General features: G+C 68.5%; 21 protein-coding genes and 1 pseudogene. 13 read left to right on the top strand and 9 right to left on the bottom strand.

The annotated features are described in order from the left end of the window. Positions 1 to 19: 19 nt before the first annotated feature. From ACFOSH_RS13240 to ACFOSH_RS13230, 3 genes are all read left to right on the top strand, one after another. Positions 20 to 730: an ABC transporter ATP-binding protein gene (locus ACFOSH_RS13240; RefSeq protein WP_378239101.1), complete on the top strand. Its 711-nt coding sequence runs from the start codon at positions 20 to 22 to the stop codon at positions 728 to 730. 14 nt (positions 731 to 744) lie between these two features. Further along, complete coding sequence (locus ACFOSH_RS13235; RefSeq protein ID WP_378239100.1) at positions 745 to 1,479, top strand: ABC transporter permease; 735 nt, start codon at positions 745 to 747, stop codon at positions 1,477 to 1,479. 110 nt (positions 1,480 to 1,589) lie between these two features. Then, positions 1,590 to 1,982 (top strand): SCO5389 family protein, encoded by a 393-nt coding sequence (locus tag ACFOSH_RS13230; RefSeq protein WP_020632687.1) that lies wholly within the window; start codon positions 1,590 to 1,592, stop codon positions 1,980 to 1,982. A gap of 51 nt (positions 1,983 to 2,033) precedes the next feature. Here the strand turns inward: ACFOSH_RS13230 and ACFOSH_RS13225 are convergent, their stop codons facing one another. From ACFOSH_RS13225 to ACFOSH_RS13215, 3 genes are read right to left on the bottom strand one after another with little or no spacing between them, the layout of a single operon-like run. Then, positions 2,034 to 3,005 carry an LLM class flavin-dependent oxidoreductase gene (locus tag ACFOSH_RS13225; RefSeq protein WP_378239099.1) on the bottom strand — a complete coding sequence of 324 codons (972 nt, stop codon included), beginning with the start codon at positions 3,003 to 3,005 and terminating at the stop codon, positions 2,034 to 2,036. Between the two features lie 2 nt (positions 3,006 to 3,007). After that, positions 3,008 to 3,163, bottom strand: a complete 156-nt coding sequence (locus ACFOSH_RS13220; RefSeq protein WP_378239098.1) for a hypothetical protein — start codon at positions 3,161 to 3,163, stop codon at positions 3,008 to 3,010. Continuing rightward, positions 3,163 to 4,281 (bottom strand): class E sortase, encoded by a 1,119-nt coding sequence (locus ACFOSH_RS13215; RefSeq protein WP_378239097.1) that lies wholly within the window; start codon positions 4,279 to 4,281, stop codon positions 3,163 to 3,165. The genes ACFOSH_RS13220 and ACFOSH_RS13215 overlap by 1 nt, the downstream gene beginning before the upstream one ends. 213 nt (positions 4,282 to 4,494) lie before the next feature. On the opposite strand from ACFOSH_RS13215, the gene crgA reads away from it, so the two are divergent. Together crgA and ACFOSH_RS13205 are read left to right on the top strand one after the other, a co-directional pair. Continuing rightward, complete coding sequence (gene crgA / locus ACFOSH_RS13210; protein ID WP_005161856.1) at positions 4,495 to 4,761, top strand: cell division protein CrgA; 267 nt, start codon at positions 4,495 to 4,497, stop codon at positions 4,759 to 4,761. A 118-nt stretch (positions 4,762 to 4,879) separates the two neighbouring features. After that, entirely contained in the window at positions 4,880 to 5,257 is a 378-nt protein-coding gene (locus tag ACFOSH_RS13205) for a PH domain-containing protein (protein ID WP_378239181.1), read from the top strand. On the opposite strand, the gene ACFOSH_RS13200 is transcribed toward ACFOSH_RS13205, so the two are convergent. The 3 genes from ACFOSH_RS13200 to ACFOSH_RS13190 all read right to left on the bottom strand — a co-directional run bounded on the left by ACFOSH_RS13200 (position 5,242) and on the right by ACFOSH_RS13190 (position 7,391). Continuing rightward, positions 5,242 to 5,730 carry a hypothetical protein gene (locus ACFOSH_RS13200; protein WP_378239096.1) on the bottom strand — a complete coding sequence of 163 codons (489 nt, stop codon included), beginning with the start codon at positions 5,728 to 5,730 and terminating at the stop codon, positions 5,242 to 5,244. The two genes, ACFOSH_RS13205 and ACFOSH_RS13200, sit on opposite strands and share 16 nt — an antisense overlap. 100 nt (positions 5,731 to 5,830) lie before the next feature. Next, the gene (locus ACFOSH_RS13195; protein WP_378239095.1) at positions 5,831 to 6,793 is read right to left on the bottom strand and encodes a rhomboid family intramembrane serine protease; all 963 of its coding nucleotides are present in this window, start codon (positions 6,791 to 6,793) and stop codon (positions 5,831 to 5,833) included. Between the two features lie 43 nt (positions 6,794 to 6,836). Then, positions 6,837 to 7,391 carry a peptidylprolyl isomerase gene (locus ACFOSH_RS13190; RefSeq protein WP_378239094.1) on the bottom strand — a complete coding sequence of 185 codons (555 nt, stop codon included), beginning with the start codon at positions 7,389 to 7,391 and terminating at the stop codon, positions 6,837 to 6,839. A gap of 89 nt (positions 7,392 to 7,480) precedes the next feature. Between ACFOSH_RS13190 and ACFOSH_RS13185 the strand changes: the two genes are divergently transcribed. Then, complete coding sequence (locus ACFOSH_RS13185) at positions 7,481 to 8,194, top strand: hypothetical protein (RefSeq protein WP_378239093.1); 714 nt, start codon at positions 7,481 to 7,483, stop codon at positions 8,192 to 8,194. Positions 8,195 to 8,478: 284 nt separating this feature from the next. On the opposite strand, the gene ACFOSH_RS13180 is transcribed toward ACFOSH_RS13185, so the two are convergent. Together ACFOSH_RS13180 and ACFOSH_RS13175 are read right to left on the bottom strand one after the other, a co-directional pair. After that, positions 8,479 to 8,931 (bottom strand): DUF6918 family protein, encoded by a 453-nt coding sequence (locus ACFOSH_RS13180; protein WP_378239092.1) that lies wholly within the window; start codon positions 8,929 to 8,931, stop codon positions 8,479 to 8,481. A 167-nt stretch (positions 8,932 to 9,098) separates the two neighbouring features. After that, complete coding sequence (locus ACFOSH_RS13175; protein ID WP_378239091.1) at positions 9,099 to 9,620, bottom strand: DUF2020 domain-containing protein; 522 nt, start codon at positions 9,618 to 9,620, stop codon at positions 9,099 to 9,101. 121 nt (positions 9,621 to 9,741) lie between these two features. Between ACFOSH_RS13175 and ACFOSH_RS13170 the strand changes: the two genes are divergently transcribed. The 3 genes from ACFOSH_RS13170 (at position 9,742) to ACFOSH_RS13160 (ending at position 12,477) form a co-directional block, all read left to right on the top strand. After that, the gene (locus tag ACFOSH_RS13170) at positions 9,742 to 10,464 is read left to right on the top strand and encodes a hypothetical protein (RefSeq protein ID WP_378239180.1); all 723 of its coding nucleotides are present in this window, start codon (positions 9,742 to 9,744) and stop codon (positions 10,462 to 10,464) included. After that, the gene (locus tag ACFOSH_RS13165; RefSeq protein ID WP_378239089.1) at positions 10,464 to 11,105 is read left to right on the top strand and encodes a pyridoxine/pyridoxamine 5'-phosphate oxidase; all 642 of its coding nucleotides are present in this window, start codon (positions 10,464 to 10,466) and stop codon (positions 11,103 to 11,105) included. Before ACFOSH_RS13170 ends, ACFOSH_RS13165 begins: the two co-directional genes overlap by 1 nt. 94 nt (positions 11,106 to 11,199) lie before the next feature. Further along, positions 11,200 to 12,477: a M14 family metallopeptidase gene (locus tag ACFOSH_RS13160; protein ID WP_378239088.1), complete on the top strand. Its 1,278-nt coding sequence runs from the start codon at positions 11,200 to 11,202 to the stop codon at positions 12,475 to 12,477. A 6-nt stretch (positions 12,478 to 12,483) separates the two neighbouring features. On the opposite strand, the gene ACFOSH_RS13155 is transcribed toward ACFOSH_RS13160, so the two are convergent. Next, positions 12,484 to 13,668: a DNA glycosylase AlkZ-like family protein gene (locus ACFOSH_RS13155; RefSeq protein WP_378239087.1), complete on the bottom strand. Its 1,185-nt coding sequence runs from the start codon at positions 13,666 to 13,668 to the stop codon at positions 12,484 to 12,486. 53 nt (positions 13,669 to 13,721) lie between these two features. On the opposite strand from ACFOSH_RS13155, the gene ACFOSH_RS13150 reads away from it, so the two are divergent. The 4 genes and pseudogenes from ACFOSH_RS13150 to ACFOSH_RS13135 all read left to right on the top strand — a co-directional run. Further along, complete coding sequence (locus tag ACFOSH_RS13150; RefSeq protein WP_378239086.1) at positions 13,722 to 14,726, top strand: AraC family transcriptional regulator; 1,005 nt, start codon at positions 13,722 to 13,724, stop codon at positions 14,724 to 14,726. A gap of 10 nt (positions 14,727 to 14,736) precedes the next feature. Beyond that, on the top strand, positions 14,737 to 15,588 hold the full coding sequence (locus tag ACFOSH_RS13145; protein WP_378239085.1) for an ADP-ribosylglycohydrolase family protein: 852 nt from the start codon (positions 14,737 to 14,739) through the stop codon (positions 15,586 to 15,588). A 490-nt stretch (positions 15,589 to 16,078) separates the two neighbouring features. Further along, positions 16,079 to 16,570, top strand: a complete 492-nt coding sequence (locus ACFOSH_RS13140) for a histidine kinase (RefSeq protein ID WP_378239179.1) — start codon at positions 16,079 to 16,081, stop codon at positions 16,568 to 16,570. Next, positions 16,516 to 17,066: pseudogene (locus tag ACFOSH_RS13135) on the top strand (response regulator); the annotation flags it as partial. The gene ACFOSH_RS13140 and the pseudogene ACFOSH_RS13135, both read left to right, overlap by 55 nt. Positions 17,067 to 17,094: the final 28 nt, after the last annotated feature.

The raw sequence follows: 17,094 nt of genomic DNA, 5'->3' as shown, positions 1-17,094 counted from the left end.
GCGCCATAACGTTTTTCGCATGCCACTCATCGAAGTCACCAACCTCCGCAAGACGTACGGGGAGCACGTCGCGGTCGACGACGTTTCGTTCCACGTGGAACAAGGCGAGATCTTCGGGATCCTCGGGACCAACGGCGCCGGCAAGACCACCACCGTCGAATGCCTCCAGGGGCTGCGCACGCCGGACTCCGGCAGCGTCTCGGTCCTCGGCCTCGACCCGAAAGCGGACCACGCGGCACTGAAGCAGCGCCTCGGCTCTCAGCTCCAGGAGAGCCGCCTGCCGGAAAAGCTCAAGGTCCAGGAGGCACTCGACCTCTACGCCTCCTTCTACGCCAACCCCGCCGACCCCGGTGACCTGCTCGCGAAGCTGGGTCTCACCGGGCAGCGGAACAAGTACTTCGGCAAGCTTTCCGGCGGCCAGAAGCAGCGCGTCTCGATCGCGCTCGCCCTGATCGGCCGCCCCGAGGTCGCCGTCCTCGACGAGCTGACCACTGGACTGGACCCGCACGCCCGCCGCGACACCTGGAAGCTCGTCGAGGGCGTGCGCGACACCGGCGTCACCGTCCTGCTCGTCACGCACTTCATGGACGAGGCCGAGCGCCTCTGCGACCGCCTCGCGGTCTTCGACGCCGGACGCGTGGTCGCCACCGGCAGCCCACTCGAACTTCGCGACCGCACCGGCAAGACCTCTTTGGACGACGCCTTCGTGACCCTGACCGGCCGCGACTGAAACGGGAGACGACAGTGCACACGCTCGCCAAGATCACTTTCACCGAAACGAAACTCGCGCTGCGGTCGCCGGCCTGGATCCTCGGGGGACTGCTGTCGCCGACAGTGTTGCTGCTCGGCATCGGTGCCATCCCCGCCCTCCGGACGGAGAGCGAGAAGACCCCGGGCATGCGGTTCATCGATGTCTGGGTGCCGTCGCTGGTGGTGCTCACCATCGCGTTGATGGGCCTCCAGGCGATCCCCGCCGTGATCGCGGCCTACCGCGAACAAGGCATCCTCCGCCGCTTCGCCACCACGCCGGTACATCCGGCGAAACTGCTGGTGGCGCAGCTGATCATCAACGTCACCGTCACGATCGCCGGCGTCGGCCTGCTGATCGCGCTCGGCTCCGCCGTCTTCGACGTCCCCGGGCCGCGGCACCCGCTCGGCTTCCTGCTCGCGTTCGTGCTCGGCACGACGGCGATCTTCGGTTTCGGGCTGATCGCCGCGTCGGTCGCCAAGACCGGCCGCGCGGCGGGCGGGATCGCGATGGTCGCCTATATCCCGATCATGTTCCTCGGCGGCGTCTACCTGCCGCGCCCGTTGCTGCCGGAAGTCGTCCAGGACATCGGCGCGTACGTCCCGCCGGGCGTCAAGGCCATGGAGGACGCCTGGACCGGCGCCGGCGCCCAGCCGCTGCAACTCGCCGTGCTGGCGGCTTTCGCGGTGGGCAGTTGTGTCGTGGCGGCGAAGCTCTTTCGCTGGGAGTGACGACGGCTTCCGCCAAAGTGGTGATGATGATCGTTTTCTCTTGTGGCCCGGGCCTCGGGTGGGTAGTCAGGAAGACGGCCCACGTTCACTGTGTCTCTCTCGGAGGTCCGATGTCACTGGATGTATCGCCCGCGCTGCTGGAGAAGGCCGAGCGCGGGGAGGTCTCCGACGCCGAATTCGTCGCCTGTGTCCGGGAATCCCTGCCCTACGCCTGGACCGTGATCACCGGTGTCATCGCCGAGGCCGAGGGCGCGTCCGACGGATTCGCCGACAACGAGACGCCGCCGCCGAGCGAAGCCGAACGCGGCCAGCTGCTGCGGGCGCTGGCCTCGGACGCCATCCGCGGCGGATTGGAACGGCACTTCGGCGTGAAGCTGGCGTTCCAGAACTGCCACCGCGTCGCCGTGTTCAAACGGTCCCAAGTGGACAGTGACCGCTACCGTGCGTTCGTTTCGGTACGCGGGCAGCTGCTGAACCAGAGCCCGGAACTCCGCGACTGCTGACCGCGGCGCTCATCAGCGCAGCCCGAAGCACGCTTTCCCGCTGAGGGCTCATCAGCGCAGCGCGGGTAGTACCTCTTCCCCGATCCGCGCGATGTTCTCGAGCGTTCCCTCCGGCGTACCGGACGCTTCCACCATCATGATCACGTGGGAGACCCCGGTACGCCGGATGCTCGTGCCCAGCCTGTCGACGCAGTGTCCGACGCCGCCGATCGGGTGCATCTCGCACAGCCGGTCGGTGTAGGACACGGGATCCTTGTCCAGCCCCCGCCTGCCGTCGAGGTACACGTGCCCGGCGAAGCCCTCCTTGAGGGAGCCCGGCAACGCGGACCGCACGACGGCCGGCGCGTCGTCCCCGACCTGGCACATGACCGTCGAGACGTGCCCGGCGGTGGAATCCCCGTACGCGGTGAGGGTTTCGATTTTGGCGTCGTCGTCGGTGTGCAGGCCCAGCAGCATCGGCAGGCCACGATCGGCGGCGAGCCGGACCGCGTTCGAGCGGGCGTCGCCACAGGCCACGACCAGGCGCGGGGCCCGCTCCGGCCGCGGCACCATGGGCACTTCTCGGAACTCGAAGTGGTCACCAGCGGCCGAAACGGTCTTCGACGTCATCGCCGCGAGAAGCAGATCGAGGCTCTCTTCGAACCCCGTTTCGTAGCGGGACTCCCCGGTCCCGAACACCTCCAGGTCCTGCCACGGCCCGCCGCGGCCGACGCCGATCCGCAACCGTCCGCCGGAAACCGCGTCGAGCAGCGACCACTGTTCGGCGAGCGCCACCGGATGCGCGATCGACAGCACGCTCACCGCGGTGCCGACCGTGATCCGCTCGGTGCGGCCGAGCACGTGCGCGGCGAGGGTGATCGCGGACGGGCAGACGCCGTAGGGCATGAAGTGGTGCTCGGCGAACCAGACGTCGTCGAAGCCGGCCCTCTCGGCGGCGATCGCGGCGTCGACCGACCGGCGCAGGACGTCGGCGTCCTCCTGTCCGGGAAACCGCCCGGAGACGAGAAAAACCCCGAATCGCACGGTTACTGGACCGCGACCTCGTTGAACCAAAGCCGCGGCTCCAGCCAGGGGAAGACGACGAACATCAGCAGCGCCACGATCCCGAGCGCCAGCACGACCGCTGTCGTCAGCTTCACCGGGAAGGGGCCCGGCAGCTTGCGCCAGATCCAGCCGTACATCAGCGCGCCTCCGAGATCTTGGGCAGCAGTTCGGCGTAGGAGCCGACCTGGGTCTTCGGCACCTGCTGGGTGAGCACCGAGTGGATGATGAGCCGTTCCTTCGCCGAGAACTGCGGGTGGCAGGTGGTCAGCGTGAGCAGCGAGACCTGTTCGGCCTTCGGCAGGATCTCCGGGTCCTTGTACGGCACCGGGTTCACTGTGTCGCCCTTGGTCGGGAACACGATGCGGCGGCCGTTGGTCTCACCGTAGGCGCCGCCGTCGACGGCGTTCGGGTCGCGCAGGGTCCCGACGTTCTTGCACTTCGGCTGGGCACCCTTGCCGGCGGCCCAGCCCTCGACCTCGTCCTTGTACGGCAGGACCTTGTAGATGTAGAAGTCGGTCTGCGTCTCGATGACGATCTGGTCGCAGGAGCCGAGGTTGTCCAGGTCGTTGAACGGAGCGCCCTTGCCGACGCGGTGCCCGGCGACGGCGAAGTTGCCCGGCTCACCCGGCAGCGCGGTGCCCTTGTAGTGGCCCGGTCCGACTTCGAGCGCGGCCTCGGTCGTGCCTTCCTGGATGGTGAAGTTGAAGTCGGCGCCGAACACCGGGATGTGGATCCTGGCGAACGCCCTCCCGTCGACGAGTTCCGGATGCAGCTGCCGGTCCTTCGACCAGTCGCCGTCCAGCTCCGAACTGGCCTCGGACTGCTTGCCCGCGGAGAAGAGGTCGGTCACGTAGACCTCGTAGACCATGAACAGCAGCACCACCAGACCGGCGGTGATGAGGAGTTCGCCCACGGTCCGGATGGCGGCGCCACCCTTGCCCAGTTCCCGCGGCGGCGGGCGTTCCTCGGTGGCGACGTCACCACCGACCGGTTCGAAGATGACGGTCTCCTCGGTCGACCCGGCCGGCGGCGCGGGACGACGGCGAGGCGGGGGCGCGTCGGTCCGCCGTCGCGGCGGCGGACCGTCGTACGACCTGCCCTCCGGCGGCCTCCGTCGAGGTGTCGGCGACTCTCCCGGGGCGCGACGCGGCGAAGTTCCCTCCTCCGGCCTACGCCGGGGGGCCGGACGGCCCTCGCCGGGTGGGCGTCCGGAGTACCGCCGTCGGTCCCCACCCGGCTCTTCCCGCTCAGCCACTACGCAAGCTCCTCATTCTCGAACCAAGCCGCAGTGTCGAACCAGCACAGTGTCGAACCGTGTGTGACACCATTGTCACAGTGCGGGAAATCGACCGGTCCCGGACGGTGCCCAGCGGCGCTCGTTTACGTTAACGTGTGCACGTGGCGCTGGTTGCGCACCCGAAAGCGGGTCATCGCCACCAGGGAAGCCGAACAGTACGCGAGGAACACGATGCCGAAGTCCAAGGTCCGTAAGAAGACGGCGTACACCCCGCCGACCGACCGCCGCACACCGGTGAAGGTCAAGGCCGCGGGCCCGTCGAACCTGTTCTACAAGATCGTGATGTTCGGTCTCATGCTGATCGGCCTGTTGTGGCTGGTCGTCAACTACATCGCGGGCGACAAGATCCCCTTCATGGCGGATCTGGGCAACACGAACTTCGCGATCGGCTTCGTGCTGATGATCGCCGGGTTGCTCATGACCATGCGGTGGCGGTGACCATTACCCCGGATGGCGGCTTGACGCCTAATTACACCGGTGTGACTCATCCCCAGTGTGGATAACCCCTGTGGATAACTACCCCACCTCGTGGGCTCCGCAGCAGAACGTTGTGGTAGTGGCCTGGGCGCTCACCCTGTTGTTGCTGGCAGGCGTGACGTGGCTGGCCATCGGCGGCGACGTCGGCGGCACCGTTCTGACCGGGGTCGCGATGCTGTCCGTCGGCGCGCTCGCGCTGCACGGAACCCTGCTCCGTCCCCGGCTGGCCGCCGGGCCCGACGGAATCCTGGCCAGGACCGTCGGTGGCGCGCACCGCTGCTCCTGGACCGAAACCCGGCTCCGGCTGCGCACGACGCGCCGGCTCGGCCGGGACAGCATGACCCTCGAGGTCGATTCCGGCGAACTCCTGCTGGTGTTCGGCCGGATCGACCTCGGCGAGGACCCCAGGGAGGTCTTGGACGTCCTCACGGCCCTCAAGGGTCAGGCGTTGTCGTAGTAGTGGACGTCGCCGTTCGGGCCGTGTGACCAGCCCGGAACGGCCGGGCCGACCGCGGGCGGCGCGTACTCCCCGAAGATCTCGTACGGCGAGGCCGGCGAGCAGATCGGGTTGATCTTGACGACGCAGGTCCGCAGCGATCCGCTGAACTTCGCCTTGACGTGCCGGGGCCGCTGGTCCTGGACCACCGCCTGGCCGCCGGTGATCTCCCAGCCGGTGGCCGCGCCCGGCCCCGTCGTGCCGACGGTCTGCGTCGCCACCGAGGACGTGACGCCGGGATCCCCGAAGCAGATTTTCAACGCCGCATCGACGTAGGCGACGCGCAGCGTGATCGCGCTGCCCGAGCCGAGGAAATAGCGTTTGGTGTAGGTCTGGCAGGTTTCCGCGGCTTCGCCGGCCTGCGCGACAGACGGTGCCAGCGCCGCGGTCATCGCGGCGACGGCCGTGAGCAGGATTGCCTGGTGAATCTTCATCTCGAACCCCCACGTTGTCGATGTCGACGATCAACGTGAAAGTACCCAGCCATGTTGCTTCCCCACCGGCCTTCAGCTAACCCACTTGGGGGAAGCGGGACTACTCCGGGTAGCAGACGTAGCTGGGCGCGCCTCGGCTGGTGGTGAGCTCACAGGACGCGGAGATCGTCTGTGAGTCCTTCCAGACGATGAGCCCGATCATCGCCACGACGACGATCGCGATCCCGCCGAGCTGCCATTTGAGCCTGTTCTTCTCCGGCGCGTACAGCAGCGCGAAGGTCGCCAGGAGCCCGGCGACGAAACCGCCCGCGTGCCCGAGGATGGAGATGCCGGGCACCTGGAACGTGATGAAGACGTTCAGGCCCAGGATCACCAGCAGCCAGGTCGGATTGAGCCTCAGCTTGATGACGATGACCGTGTACGCGCCGATGAGCCCGAAGATGGCGCCGGACGCGCCGACCACCGGGACGGCGTCGAGGCCGCTGAACACCAGGTTCGCGGCCGAGCCGCCGATCATCGAAACGAAGTAGAGCACCGTGAACGGGACGCGGCCGAGCGCGGTCTCCAGCGGGCGGCCGACGAACCACAGCGAGAAGGCGTTGCTCGCGATGTGCAGCAGGCCGAACTGCAGGAAGCCCGACGTGAAGATCCGCCACCACTCGTTGCCGGCCAGCGTCGCCGGGTTCCACAGTTCGCCGAGCTGGAAGAGCTCCGAGAAGTTGTTGCTCGAGATGCTGCCGGACTGGGCGACCGTGACGAAGAAGATGATGACGTTGAGCGCCAGGAGGACCGGCGTCACGACAGCCGTCTGGGACGGCTGGGCGCCGGCGAGGGTGCGCGCGCCGTAGCCGGCGTCGCGATACTGCTTCTGCTGGGCGCGGTCCTGCTGGCGGCCCGTCTGGACGCAGTCGGTGCACTGGAAGCCCACGGAGGCTTCACGCAGGCAATCCGGGCAGGCCGGACGCTCGCAGCGTGAACAGCTCAGCCCTGTCGGCCGGTTCGGGTGCCACCAGCAGCCGGGCATGGCGGCCTGCTGGTACTGGGGATTCGGTGGTTGGCTCACGATGCCACCAACCTACCGAAATCCCCCGTAACCGGCTTCGTGATCAGCGGTTGATGCTGACCTTCTCGATGACGACGTCCTGCAGCGGACGGTCGGCCGGACCGGTCGCCGTGCGGCCGATCGCGTCGACGACGTCGCGGGAAGTCTGGTCCGCGACCTCTCCGAAGATCGTGTGCTTGAAGTTCAGGTGCGTCGTCGGCGCGACGGTGATGAAGAACTGCGAGCCGTTGGTGCCGGGTCCGGCGTTGGCCATGGCCAGCAGGTACGGCTTGGAGAACTGGAGCTCCGGGTGGAACTCGTCGCCGAACTTGTAGCCGGGGCCACCGCGGCCGGTGCCGGTCGGGTCGCCGCCCTGGAGCATGAACCCGTCGATGACGCGGTGGAAGACCGACCCGTCGTAGAACGGTCCGGAGTTCTCACCCTTCGCGTTGGGCTGGGTGTACTCCTTGCTGCCCTCGGCGAGCCCGACGAAGTTCGCGACCGTCTTCGGCGCGTGGTCGGGGAACAGGTTCAGGTTGATGTCACCCTGGTTGGTGTGCAGAGTGGCCTTCAGCCCGCCACCAATGAGGGATCCCTTGCTTTCAGTCACGAGCTTCATCGTGCCATCTGCGGCAAGATCTGGGGAAAAGGGGCACGATAGGTTACAAGCAACGAAGCAGAATCAAAACGATTGATGAGGTGAAGGCCATGACCCGGGCCGCAGATTCGGTGAGCGAGTCGGCGAAGGCCGGCGCGCTCGGCCTGCGCAAACGTGCTGTCGAGGCGGGTAAGGAAGCCACCGCCCACGCCGTCGAGGTAGCCGAGCAGAAGCTCTCCGAGAGCGCCGGTGAGATCGTCAAGTCCAGCCGTCGCGCGCGCAAGAAGCTCGCGAAGAAGACGGAACTGACCCGCAAGGAGCTCAAGCGCGGCTCGAAGACGGCTCGCAAGGAGGCGCTGGCCAGGCTTTCCGAGATGCGGAAGCCGGGCAGGAAGGCACGCAAGGCCGCCATCCTGGCCGCGAAGTCGGCCGGCGAGTCCAAGCGCCGGGGCAAGAAGGACTTCAAGGCGGCGAAGAAGGACTTCAGGGCCGCGCTCGTCGAGGCGAAGACCGCTGCCAAGGGGACGCGCAAGCGTCGTCGCTGGCCGTGGGTCATCGGTATCGCCGCCGTCGGTGCCGGTGCCGCTTACGCCCTGCGTTCCAAGCAGGAGCCGCCGGTCGCGCCCGCGCCGCCGAAGGCTCCGCCCGCTCCCCCCGCGAAGCCCGCCGCTCCGGCCGCGGCCGCTCCGAAGCCCGCTGCCGCGAAGCCCGCCGCTTCCGGTCCGGCTGGGGGTTCGGGTGCGGCCAAGCCCGCGGCCCCGAAGCCCGGCGCCCCGAAGAACGGGCACCAGGCCTCGACCAGCTCCGCCGACAAGAAGAACTGAGAACTACGCCTAACCCTCTCTTCTGCTAGTCGCGAAGGGCCGTCCGGTGACCCCCAAGTCACCGGACGGCCCTTTCACGTCTTGGTGCCGAAGATCAACGCGCCCGACAACAGCACCGGCGGACTGTCTCGCCGGAAGCGCGCCAGCGCGACGGCGAGACTTCACCAGTCGCGCGCCCTCTTTCGGGCCGAAGGCCCACGTAAACGCGATGAAGGGGCGCCTCCCCGCCCACGTGAGTGGAAAGCGGGTCGACGCCCCTTCGGCGCTTTTACGTCAGCGCGCGATTAGACCAAGCTAGCGTGCTTGTCGATCAGCTGGCCGAGGCGGGGAAGGGCCTCCTCGACGTTCTTCTTGCCGTTCGGGCGCAGCTTGCCGTAGACCTTCTTGATGCTGTCGCGGCTGCTCTTGTCGGCGCGCGCGTCGGTGACCGACAGGAGCGCGTCGGAGGCCTCGTCGCCGCGGCCGACCAGGTAGGCGCCGAAGTCGTTGCCGCCCTTGGCCTTGTAGTCACCGTAGAACGGCTCGAGGGCACCGGTGAAGTCGTCGAGCAGGGCGTCGACGGCGGAGGGGATGATGCCCGGCTTGATCTTCTTGACGGCGGCGAAGCCGGTCTTCACGACGGCACCCGAAACGCCGCCCTTGTCGGAGACCTCGGCGTCGACGAGACCTTCGAAGTCGCTCACGACCGCCGGGCGACGGCTGGAGTCGAGCAAGATTTCCTTGAGGGTGTCAGCCACGAAACCTGTCCTTTTGTCTTATGGGGAGAAATGATCTTGTGTGCCGCCGAGCCACACCGCAAGGCGGCCGCCGCCGGATCTGGCGTCGCGCTGGTCCCGCGAAACCTCGCGCGTGCGGCACAGGGTAGTACAAGATCAACTTCACTCTGACGTGTGGATACCACTACCTAGAGCTTCAGCTCACCGATAGCCTCCTTCGCCACCGTACGTGCCTTGATGCTCTGCTTCTGGTTTGTGGTCACGACTACCGCGTTCCCGCCCTTCGCGACGGCGTAGACGGCGCCGTCCCCGGAGGGTTGGTAGCCGCCTTTCCAGCCCGCTGGTTCGTCGGCCGGGTTGGAGGTGTCGATGGGGGCCGCTTGATCGACAAGTGCTTTGGCCACGCCGGGTTCTCCGACGTAGACGCGCACGGTGAGCTGCAGTTTCCCGCTGAGCGCGTAGAAGAAGCAGGTCGGATGCGGCTGGTCGGCCGAGGTCTTGACCTTGGAGACCTTCTGCCCGTTGGCATCCGAGATGAACTCGGTGCTCAGATACGGGCACGGGCCTTTGCCGGTGGGTTCCGGCGCGGCCGGGATCTGGGGTGCCGGGGTGTTCGACGGCGCGGGGCTCGCCGCGGGCGGCGGCTGTTCCGCCGGCCCGCAGGCCGCCAGCAGTGGCACGACGAGCGGCAGGATCAGAAGACGTCGCATGATGGTCCAGTGAAGCAGAGCGGCGTCCAGTGAAGCAGAGCGGATCATTACCGCGTCGGTGCGACCATCCGCCCTGTTCATGCGACGATGGCGGTGCGTGACGGGTCTTCAGGAGGCATCAGTGCTCACCAAGGAGCAGTACCTGGGTGCGGTGGCAGAGCGTATCCAGCGCAGCGGCGGCAGGCTGAACACCGTTCAGATCGGTCCGAGCACGGCCGTCGTGGGGCTGTTCACCGAATCCGTGATGATGTCGACGATGAACTACTGCGTGGTCGCGGCGGCGATCCCGGAGGTGTCCGCGCCCGCGTTGTACGACTTCACCGGGCTGGCGACGCAGCACGCGCGCGCGAACGTGATGGGCACTGTCGGCTGGACGGCCGCTTCGGTGGTGATCGCCGGTCTGATCGGTGACCGGGTGTACCCGGACGCCGCGCAGGCCGCGTCGGCGAAGTCCGGCAACCAGTTCGGCGGCGAGACGCGCATGGTGGCCGTCGATGTTTCGGCGGCGCAGATGTACGCGTTCGTCGGCGGGAAGCTCTGGGGCGCCGCGGTTCAGGGTTCCGTCAACGCGAAGCTGACGTTCTGTTTCCCGCAGCCCGCCGAGGTCTATCAGCAGGTGCAGTGGCAGCAGGCGCAGGGCCAGCAGCCGCCGATGCCGCCCGGACCGCCGATGCCGCCGCCCGGCCAGCAGCCGCCTCCCGGCTGGCAGCCACAGCAACCGCCGCCGCAGTACCCGGTCGGCCCGCCGCCCGCGCAGGGCCCGCCGCCGGGACAGCATCCGCCGCACTATCCGCCGCCGGCGCCCGGCTATCCGCAGCACGGCCAGCGCCCGCCGGGGTACTGATGAACCGCACTTTGCGCGGCTGGCCGTCATTCCCCGAAGAACTGCCGGAGTTCGACACCGAGGCCGCCCCGGCGACCCCGCGTGAGCTTTTCCTGGAATGGCTCGAAGAAGCGGGAGAACACGTCCTGGCGCCGCACGCCGTCACACTGTCCACAGTGGACGCCGAGGGGATGCCGGACGCGCGGGTCGTGATCCTCAAGGACGTCGACGGGGACACCTGGGCGGTCGCGACGAGTTCCGAAAGCCCGAAAGGTGTCCAGCTGGCGAAGAATCCGTTCGCCGCGCTGACGTTCTTCTGGCCGGGACGAGGCCGTCAGATCCGGCTGCGCGGCCCGGTCTCGCCCGCCGACCCCGAGGTGTCCGCGGCCGATTTCACCGCCCGGCCGCCGGCGTCACGGGTGGAAGCGTTCATCGGCAGGCAGTCGCAGGTGCTCGAAGATCCGGCCGATCTCGACCGCGCGGCCGAGAAAGCGCACCGATGGGTCGAGGAGAATCCCGGCGTGGCACCGGAAACCTGGACCCGCTATCTGGTGACGCCGTCCGAAGTGGAGTTTTGGCAGGCCAGCCACGATCGGCGGCACAGGCGGCTCCGCTACCGGAGCGAGCGCGGGACCTGGCTCAAAGAGCACCTCTGGCCGTAAACGGTAACTGGGAACGACGATCGTCGGGTTGTCGTGGACGATTCACTTCGGCGACGGTGAACGCCACCTTGTCCCCTGATCGTTCGGAGGCGAAATGTCCACACGCCGTCGCATTTGGGGCGCCTTGGCCGCCACAGGGCTCGCCCTGCTGGCCGTCACGACGCCCGTCGCGAACGCCCAGACCGGCGACCCGGCGAGAGGGCTGTATTCGGTGGAGGGCGCGAACGACTCCGCCAAGCGCACCGCCGTCGCCCGCACCGGTGTCGACATCGCGGGCTCGCGCGGTGGCGCGCTGACCGTCGTCGCCACGCCCGATCAGGCCGCGAACCTGCGCGCGAACGGGTTCGGCCTGAAGTCGCTCGGCGACTTCGACAGCATGCTCAAGCAGCGCAGCGGGCGCGCGGGCACCTCGGCGGTCGCGGGTGACTTCCCGCCGGGCGACGAGGCGTACCACACCTACGCCGAAACGAGCGCTGAGCTGCAAAAGGCCGCGAAGGACCACGGCGACATCGCCACGCTTTCGAGCGTCGGCAAGTCCTACGAGGGCCGCGAGCTCAACGTGCTGAAGATCAGCGACAACGCGGCCAAGGACGAAGACGAGCCCGAGGTCCTGTTCACCTGCAACCAGCACGCGCGCGAGCACCTCACCACCGAGATGTGCCTGCGGATCGTGAACCGGTTCACCAGCGGGTACGCGACCGACCCGGCCATCAAGAAGATGGTCGACGAGCACGAGATCTACGTGATCCCGAACGTCAACCCGGACGGCTCCGAGTACGACATCACCGGCGGCGAGTACCAGGGCTGGCGCAAGACGCGGAAGCCCGTGCCGGGCAGCAGCGCGGTCGGCACCGACCCGAACCGCAACTGGGACTACAAGTGGAACTGCTGCGGCGGGTCGAGCAACAGCCCGTCCGCCGAGGACTACCACGGTCCTTCGGCGTTCTCCGAGTCCGAGACCAAGGCTGTCGCGGAGTTCATGAACTCCCGGGTGGTCGGCGGCGCGCAGCAGATCAAGGCGCACATCGACTTCCACACCTTCTCGGAACTGGTGCTCTGGCCGTACGGCTACACGAAGGCCGAGACCGACACGGGCCTGAGCGAGGAGGAGGCGAAGCGCTTCGCCGACGTCGGCAAGCAGATGGCCGCCACCAACGGTTACACGCCCGAGCAGTCCAGCGACCTCTACGTCACCGATGGCGACATCAACGACTGGGCGTGGGGCAAGCACAAGATCCTCAGCTACACCTTCGAGATGTACCCGAAGGACGGCGGGATCGACGGCTTCTACCCGCCCGCTTCGGTGATCCCGGAGCAGACGGCCCGCAACGACAAGGCCGTCGACATCCTGATCAACGAGGCGAAGGCCTGACCCGGCTCAGTTCCTGAGATCGGCCACTCGCGACGCCCGGCTCTTCGGCGAATCCAAGCTGAAGCTCCGGGCGTCGCCCATTCGGTCACGCACGAACTCCTGCGTCTCCGCGACCGTCTCGCGCAACGCGGCGTCCTCGTCGCCGAAGAACTCGTAGACGATCTTGTTCGTCTCGGTGTCGAACTCCCACAAGCCGGCGAAGCGGCCTCGGTCGACGATCAGATGGGTCGGCGGATCCGCCTGCCCGCCCAGGATCTCCCCCGCGCGGCCACCAGGCACCGGACGTTCGACATCGGCGTCGTCGAGCAGCCGCGACATCTCGCGGTGCAGAAGGTGGATGCCGTCGACCCCGGCGAGCAGCGCGTACGACGGCTTCGACGGGACGGTGAACCCGGCGAACTCGTCCGCGAGTTCCTTGGGCATCAGCAGGTCGGTGCCGTCGATCGGTACGAGGTCCAGCTGTTCCACGGCTTTCTTGGCACTCGCCGCGGTGAAACCGGAGAACCAGCGGAAATGCTTGAGTGACGCCGGGGCGGCCCACGAGAAGTACCGCCGGGCCAGTTCGGTCCGCGCGGTGTCCATGTCGGAAAGCCCGCCACGCGGGGACGGCGTCCAGCGGACGTAGCCGTAGCGCTGCTGGTCGAGCCGTCCGTTGACCGGGACCCGGCGGATGTCGCCGCGGACCTGGAGCAGGCCGAGCGCGAGCGGCAACGTCGTGGTGGTGCCGCGTTTGCGGCCCGCCTCCCCGAGGTTGCGCACGGCGGCTCCGGCGGCTTCCTTGATCGCGGCCGGGGCGAGCGGTTCGGTGGACGCGTCGAGCAGGTCGGCGACGGTGACGCACAACTGTTCGATTTCGGCCTGCGTGACGCCGAGGTACTTCTCCGCGGCCGCGAGTTCACCGGCCGGTGCCCCGGCCCCGACGGTCAGGCCGAGTTCGAAATCCGCCGAAGGCAGGACGTAGGTGCAGCCGCGGGCCGAAGGCAGCTCGTGGATGGCGAGCCGGGCGACGTCCGCGTCGACCGTCTCCCGATCGAGCCGGGCCCTGGCGAACAGCCCGAGGTAGGGCGCCGAGCCGCCGACCGAACGCATCCAGCCGGTCCGCTCCAGCACGGCGGCCGCCGTCGCCCCGTGCAGCGATCCGTCGAGACCTTGCCGATGTGCCCACCACGCGCGCAGCTTGTCGGTCGCCATGTCACCACGGTATGGGCATTCGGTGACACCCCGCAGCCTGGCACGATCGACAGGTGCGCAAACGGTTCTCGGACGGGTCACCGATCGCGTCGACGGTGGTCACCGGCGATGACTTCGACGAACTCGAGAACACCTTCCAGGCGTTCCTCGCGCCGGAGACGGTCAAGCTGCACACCGCCACGCCCACCGGATCCTTCGACATATCCCAGCTCAGCGGCCTCCGAATCGCGGGGATCGACCCCGGCGGCCTCTCGGTCTACGAGCTGACGCTGGACTCCGACGTCGTACTGCAGGGCGAAGAGACTCCGGACGCGTACACCGTGGTCGTGACCCTCACCGGCCGGAGCCAGGCCACGATCGGCGGCGAGGTCGTCCCGTCACGCCACGTCGTGACCGGTCCGGGCACACGGTTCCAGACCACCTACGACCATCCCGACATCCTGCTGCTCCGCGTCGGCAAGCTGCTGGTGGCGGACACGATGCGCGAACGGCTCGGCGAGCTGCCGACGTCGACCCTGCGGTTCGAGCCGATGATCGTCACGACGTCGGGGATGGACCAGTGGCTCACCCTGCTCCACACCTTCAGCGAGACCGCCGCGTCCGGCCTGTTCGACCGGTCGCCGCTGGCCGCTTCGCATTTCGAGAAGCTGCTGCTGCACGGTCTGCTCGACACGCAGCCGCATTCGCTGTCCGGCGAACTGGCCGAAGAACGGCCGAGGCCGAAGTCGACGGCGGTGCGCCGCGCGATGACCTACTGCGAGGAGCACGCCGCCGAACCGGTGTCGATCGGCGAGCTGGCGATGGCCGCACGGATCAGCGTGCGCTCGCTGCAGCTGGCTTTCCGGACCGAACTCGGGCTGACGCCGATGGAGTACCTGCGCCGCGTCCGGCTCGACCACGTGCACCAGGACCTGCTCGCGATCGCCCAGGGACGCGCCGAAGGCACCGTCACCGACGTCGCGCTGCGATGGGGCTTCACACACCTCGGCCGGTTTTCCGGTCTTTACCGCGACACCTACGGCAGACTCCCTTCGGAAACGGCACGATTCACCGCCTGAAGGAGCCCGGATGCTGGTCGAACTGGCCATCGGCGACGCGTACGGGGGCTCCTTCGAGCACGCGTACCCGAGCTTCGTCGCCGAGCACAACACGCTGGCGGGCTACGTGCCGCATCCCGGCCACCTCGCCGTCCCGGCCGGTCGCTACACCGACGACACGCAGATGACGATCGCGATCGCCGAACTTCTCGTGTCGGGGCAACGATGGACACCGTCGCTGCTCGCCGAGCAGTTCGTCCGGGGGTATCACCGCGATCCGCACGACGGCTACGCGCCGCGTTTCCATCAGCTGCTCAGCGAGGTCCGGGACGGTGAAGAGCTGCTGCGACGGCTCCAACCGCAGAGCGACAAGAGCGGGGCGGCCATGCGCGCCGGGCCGATCGGGGTCCTGCCGACCGTCGACGACGTCCTCTACCACGCGAAACTGCAGGCCAGGATCACGCACGACACCCCGGCCGGGATCGCCGCGGCGCAGGCGGCGGCACTCGCCGTCCACTACTGCCACCAGCGGCTCGGCCCGGTGGCCGAGGTCGCGCGGTGGATCGACGGGATCCTTCCCGAGGACGTCGGGCACGGCGGCTGGGCACGGCCGTGGACGGGCAAGATCGGCCCCCAGGGCTGGATGAGCGTCCGCGCCGCGCTGACCGTGCTCGCCGGAGGCGGCGGGCTCGCCCGGATGCTGCACACCTGTGTCGCGTTCACCGGCGACGTCGACACCGCGGCGACCATCGCGCTGGCCGCCGCGTCCCGGTCGCCCGAGGTGGCGCAGGATCTGCCGCCGGTGCTGTGGCGCGATCTGGAGAACGGCGAGTTCGGCCGCGACTACCTGGCGAAGCTCGACGAACGGCTGCTGCACATCTGACGTAGGCGAGATCCACAGAACGCGGACGTGTCCGTTGGCCGGTTTCGGCAGACTGGGCCGGTGAAGTGGCTGATCCGCGGCGGAGCCGTCGCCGCCTGGCTCACGGTGAGCGCGTCGCTCATCGTCGGCACGGCGAACCTGGAGCCCGGACTCGGGGAACGCCCGGTCGACGTCCTCGGGTTCGCCATCGTCGGGCTCGCTTGTCTCGCGCTCGCCGTCGTCGGTCGCCTGCCGACCTTGGTGGCGGGGACGGAAGCGTTTGCGCTCCTGCTCTACCTGGGGTTCGGCTATCCCGACGGTCCGGTGTTGTCCGCCGGTCTCGTGCCGTTGTTCGCGCTGGGCAGTCGTCGGCGCGAACCTGACCTCCGGCGGGGCGGGAGTCCTCGATCTGGTCTTCGTCGGCTGGGCCGGCGTAGCGGTCTTCGCTGCCGACGCGCTTCGAGGACGTCGGGAGCGGGCTTCTGCCGCGGAGCAGGCGGAACGCGATCGAGTGCTCGGCGAGCGGCTGCGCATCGCACAGGATCTGCACGACAGCGTCGGCCACGCGATGGCGGTCAGCGGCACGATCCTCGACGAGCTGAACGCGATGGTGCGGCTGCTCCGCGAAGACGCCGCCCCGCTCCAGCCGTCACCGGGGATGGCGGACGTTCCCGCGCTGGTCGCTTCGGCGAACCAGGCGGTTTTGGCCGTCACGCTGGACCTCGACGCTCCCGGGATCGGGCAGCCGGTCGGCGGCGCGGTGTACCGGATCGTCCAGGAATCGCTCACGAACGCCGCGAAACACGGCGCGGCCGCCGCCGGTGTAACGGTGCGGGCGGCCGAGGACGGCCTGCGGCTCGACGTGCTCAACGAGGTACGCGTACCTGGTCCGGACGTCCCCGGTGCCGGGATCAGGGGAATGGGTGAACACCAGGGCCACCGACGGCCGACGGCGAGGCGGCGGTGGCCCTGGTCGCGGAAACCGTGCCGGACGTGGTGCTGATGGACGTCCGGATGCCCGTCCTCGACGGGATCGAAGCGACCCGCCGGATCGTGGCCGACGAACGGCTTGCCGGCATCCGTGTCCTCATGCTGACCACGTTCGACCTCGACGAGTACGTTTTCGACGCCTTGCGCGCGGGCGCCAGCGGATTCCTGCTCAAGCACACCAGGCCCGCGGATCTCCTCGAAGCCGTCCGGGTGGTCGCCGCGGGGGACGCGCTTCTCTCGCCGAGCGTGACACGGCGGCTGATCGCGGAATTCACCGCGCGGCCGTCGCATCCGATGCCCCGCGCGGACGGGTCGGCGTTCACGACCGGGAACACGAGGTCGTCCAGCGGGTCGCGCAGGGGATGTCGAACGACGAGATCGCGCGGGAGTTCGTGATCAGCGCGGCGACGGTCCGGACGCACGTCAGCCGCGCGATGGCGAAGATGCACGCCCGCGATCGCGCGCAGCTGGTGGTGTTCGCCTACCGGAGCGGGATGGTGCGCGTCTGACGTAGCCGACGATCTCCACGCCGGCACG

Source organism: Amycolatopsis speibonae (assembly GCF_042647925.1).
Lineage (GTDB): Bacteria > Actinomycetota > Actinomycetes > Mycobacteriales > Pseudonocardiaceae > Amycolatopsis > Amycolatopsis speibonae.
The sequence above is the reverse complement of the archived record's forward strand: the minus strand, read 5'-3'. Positions and strand labels throughout refer to the sequence as shown.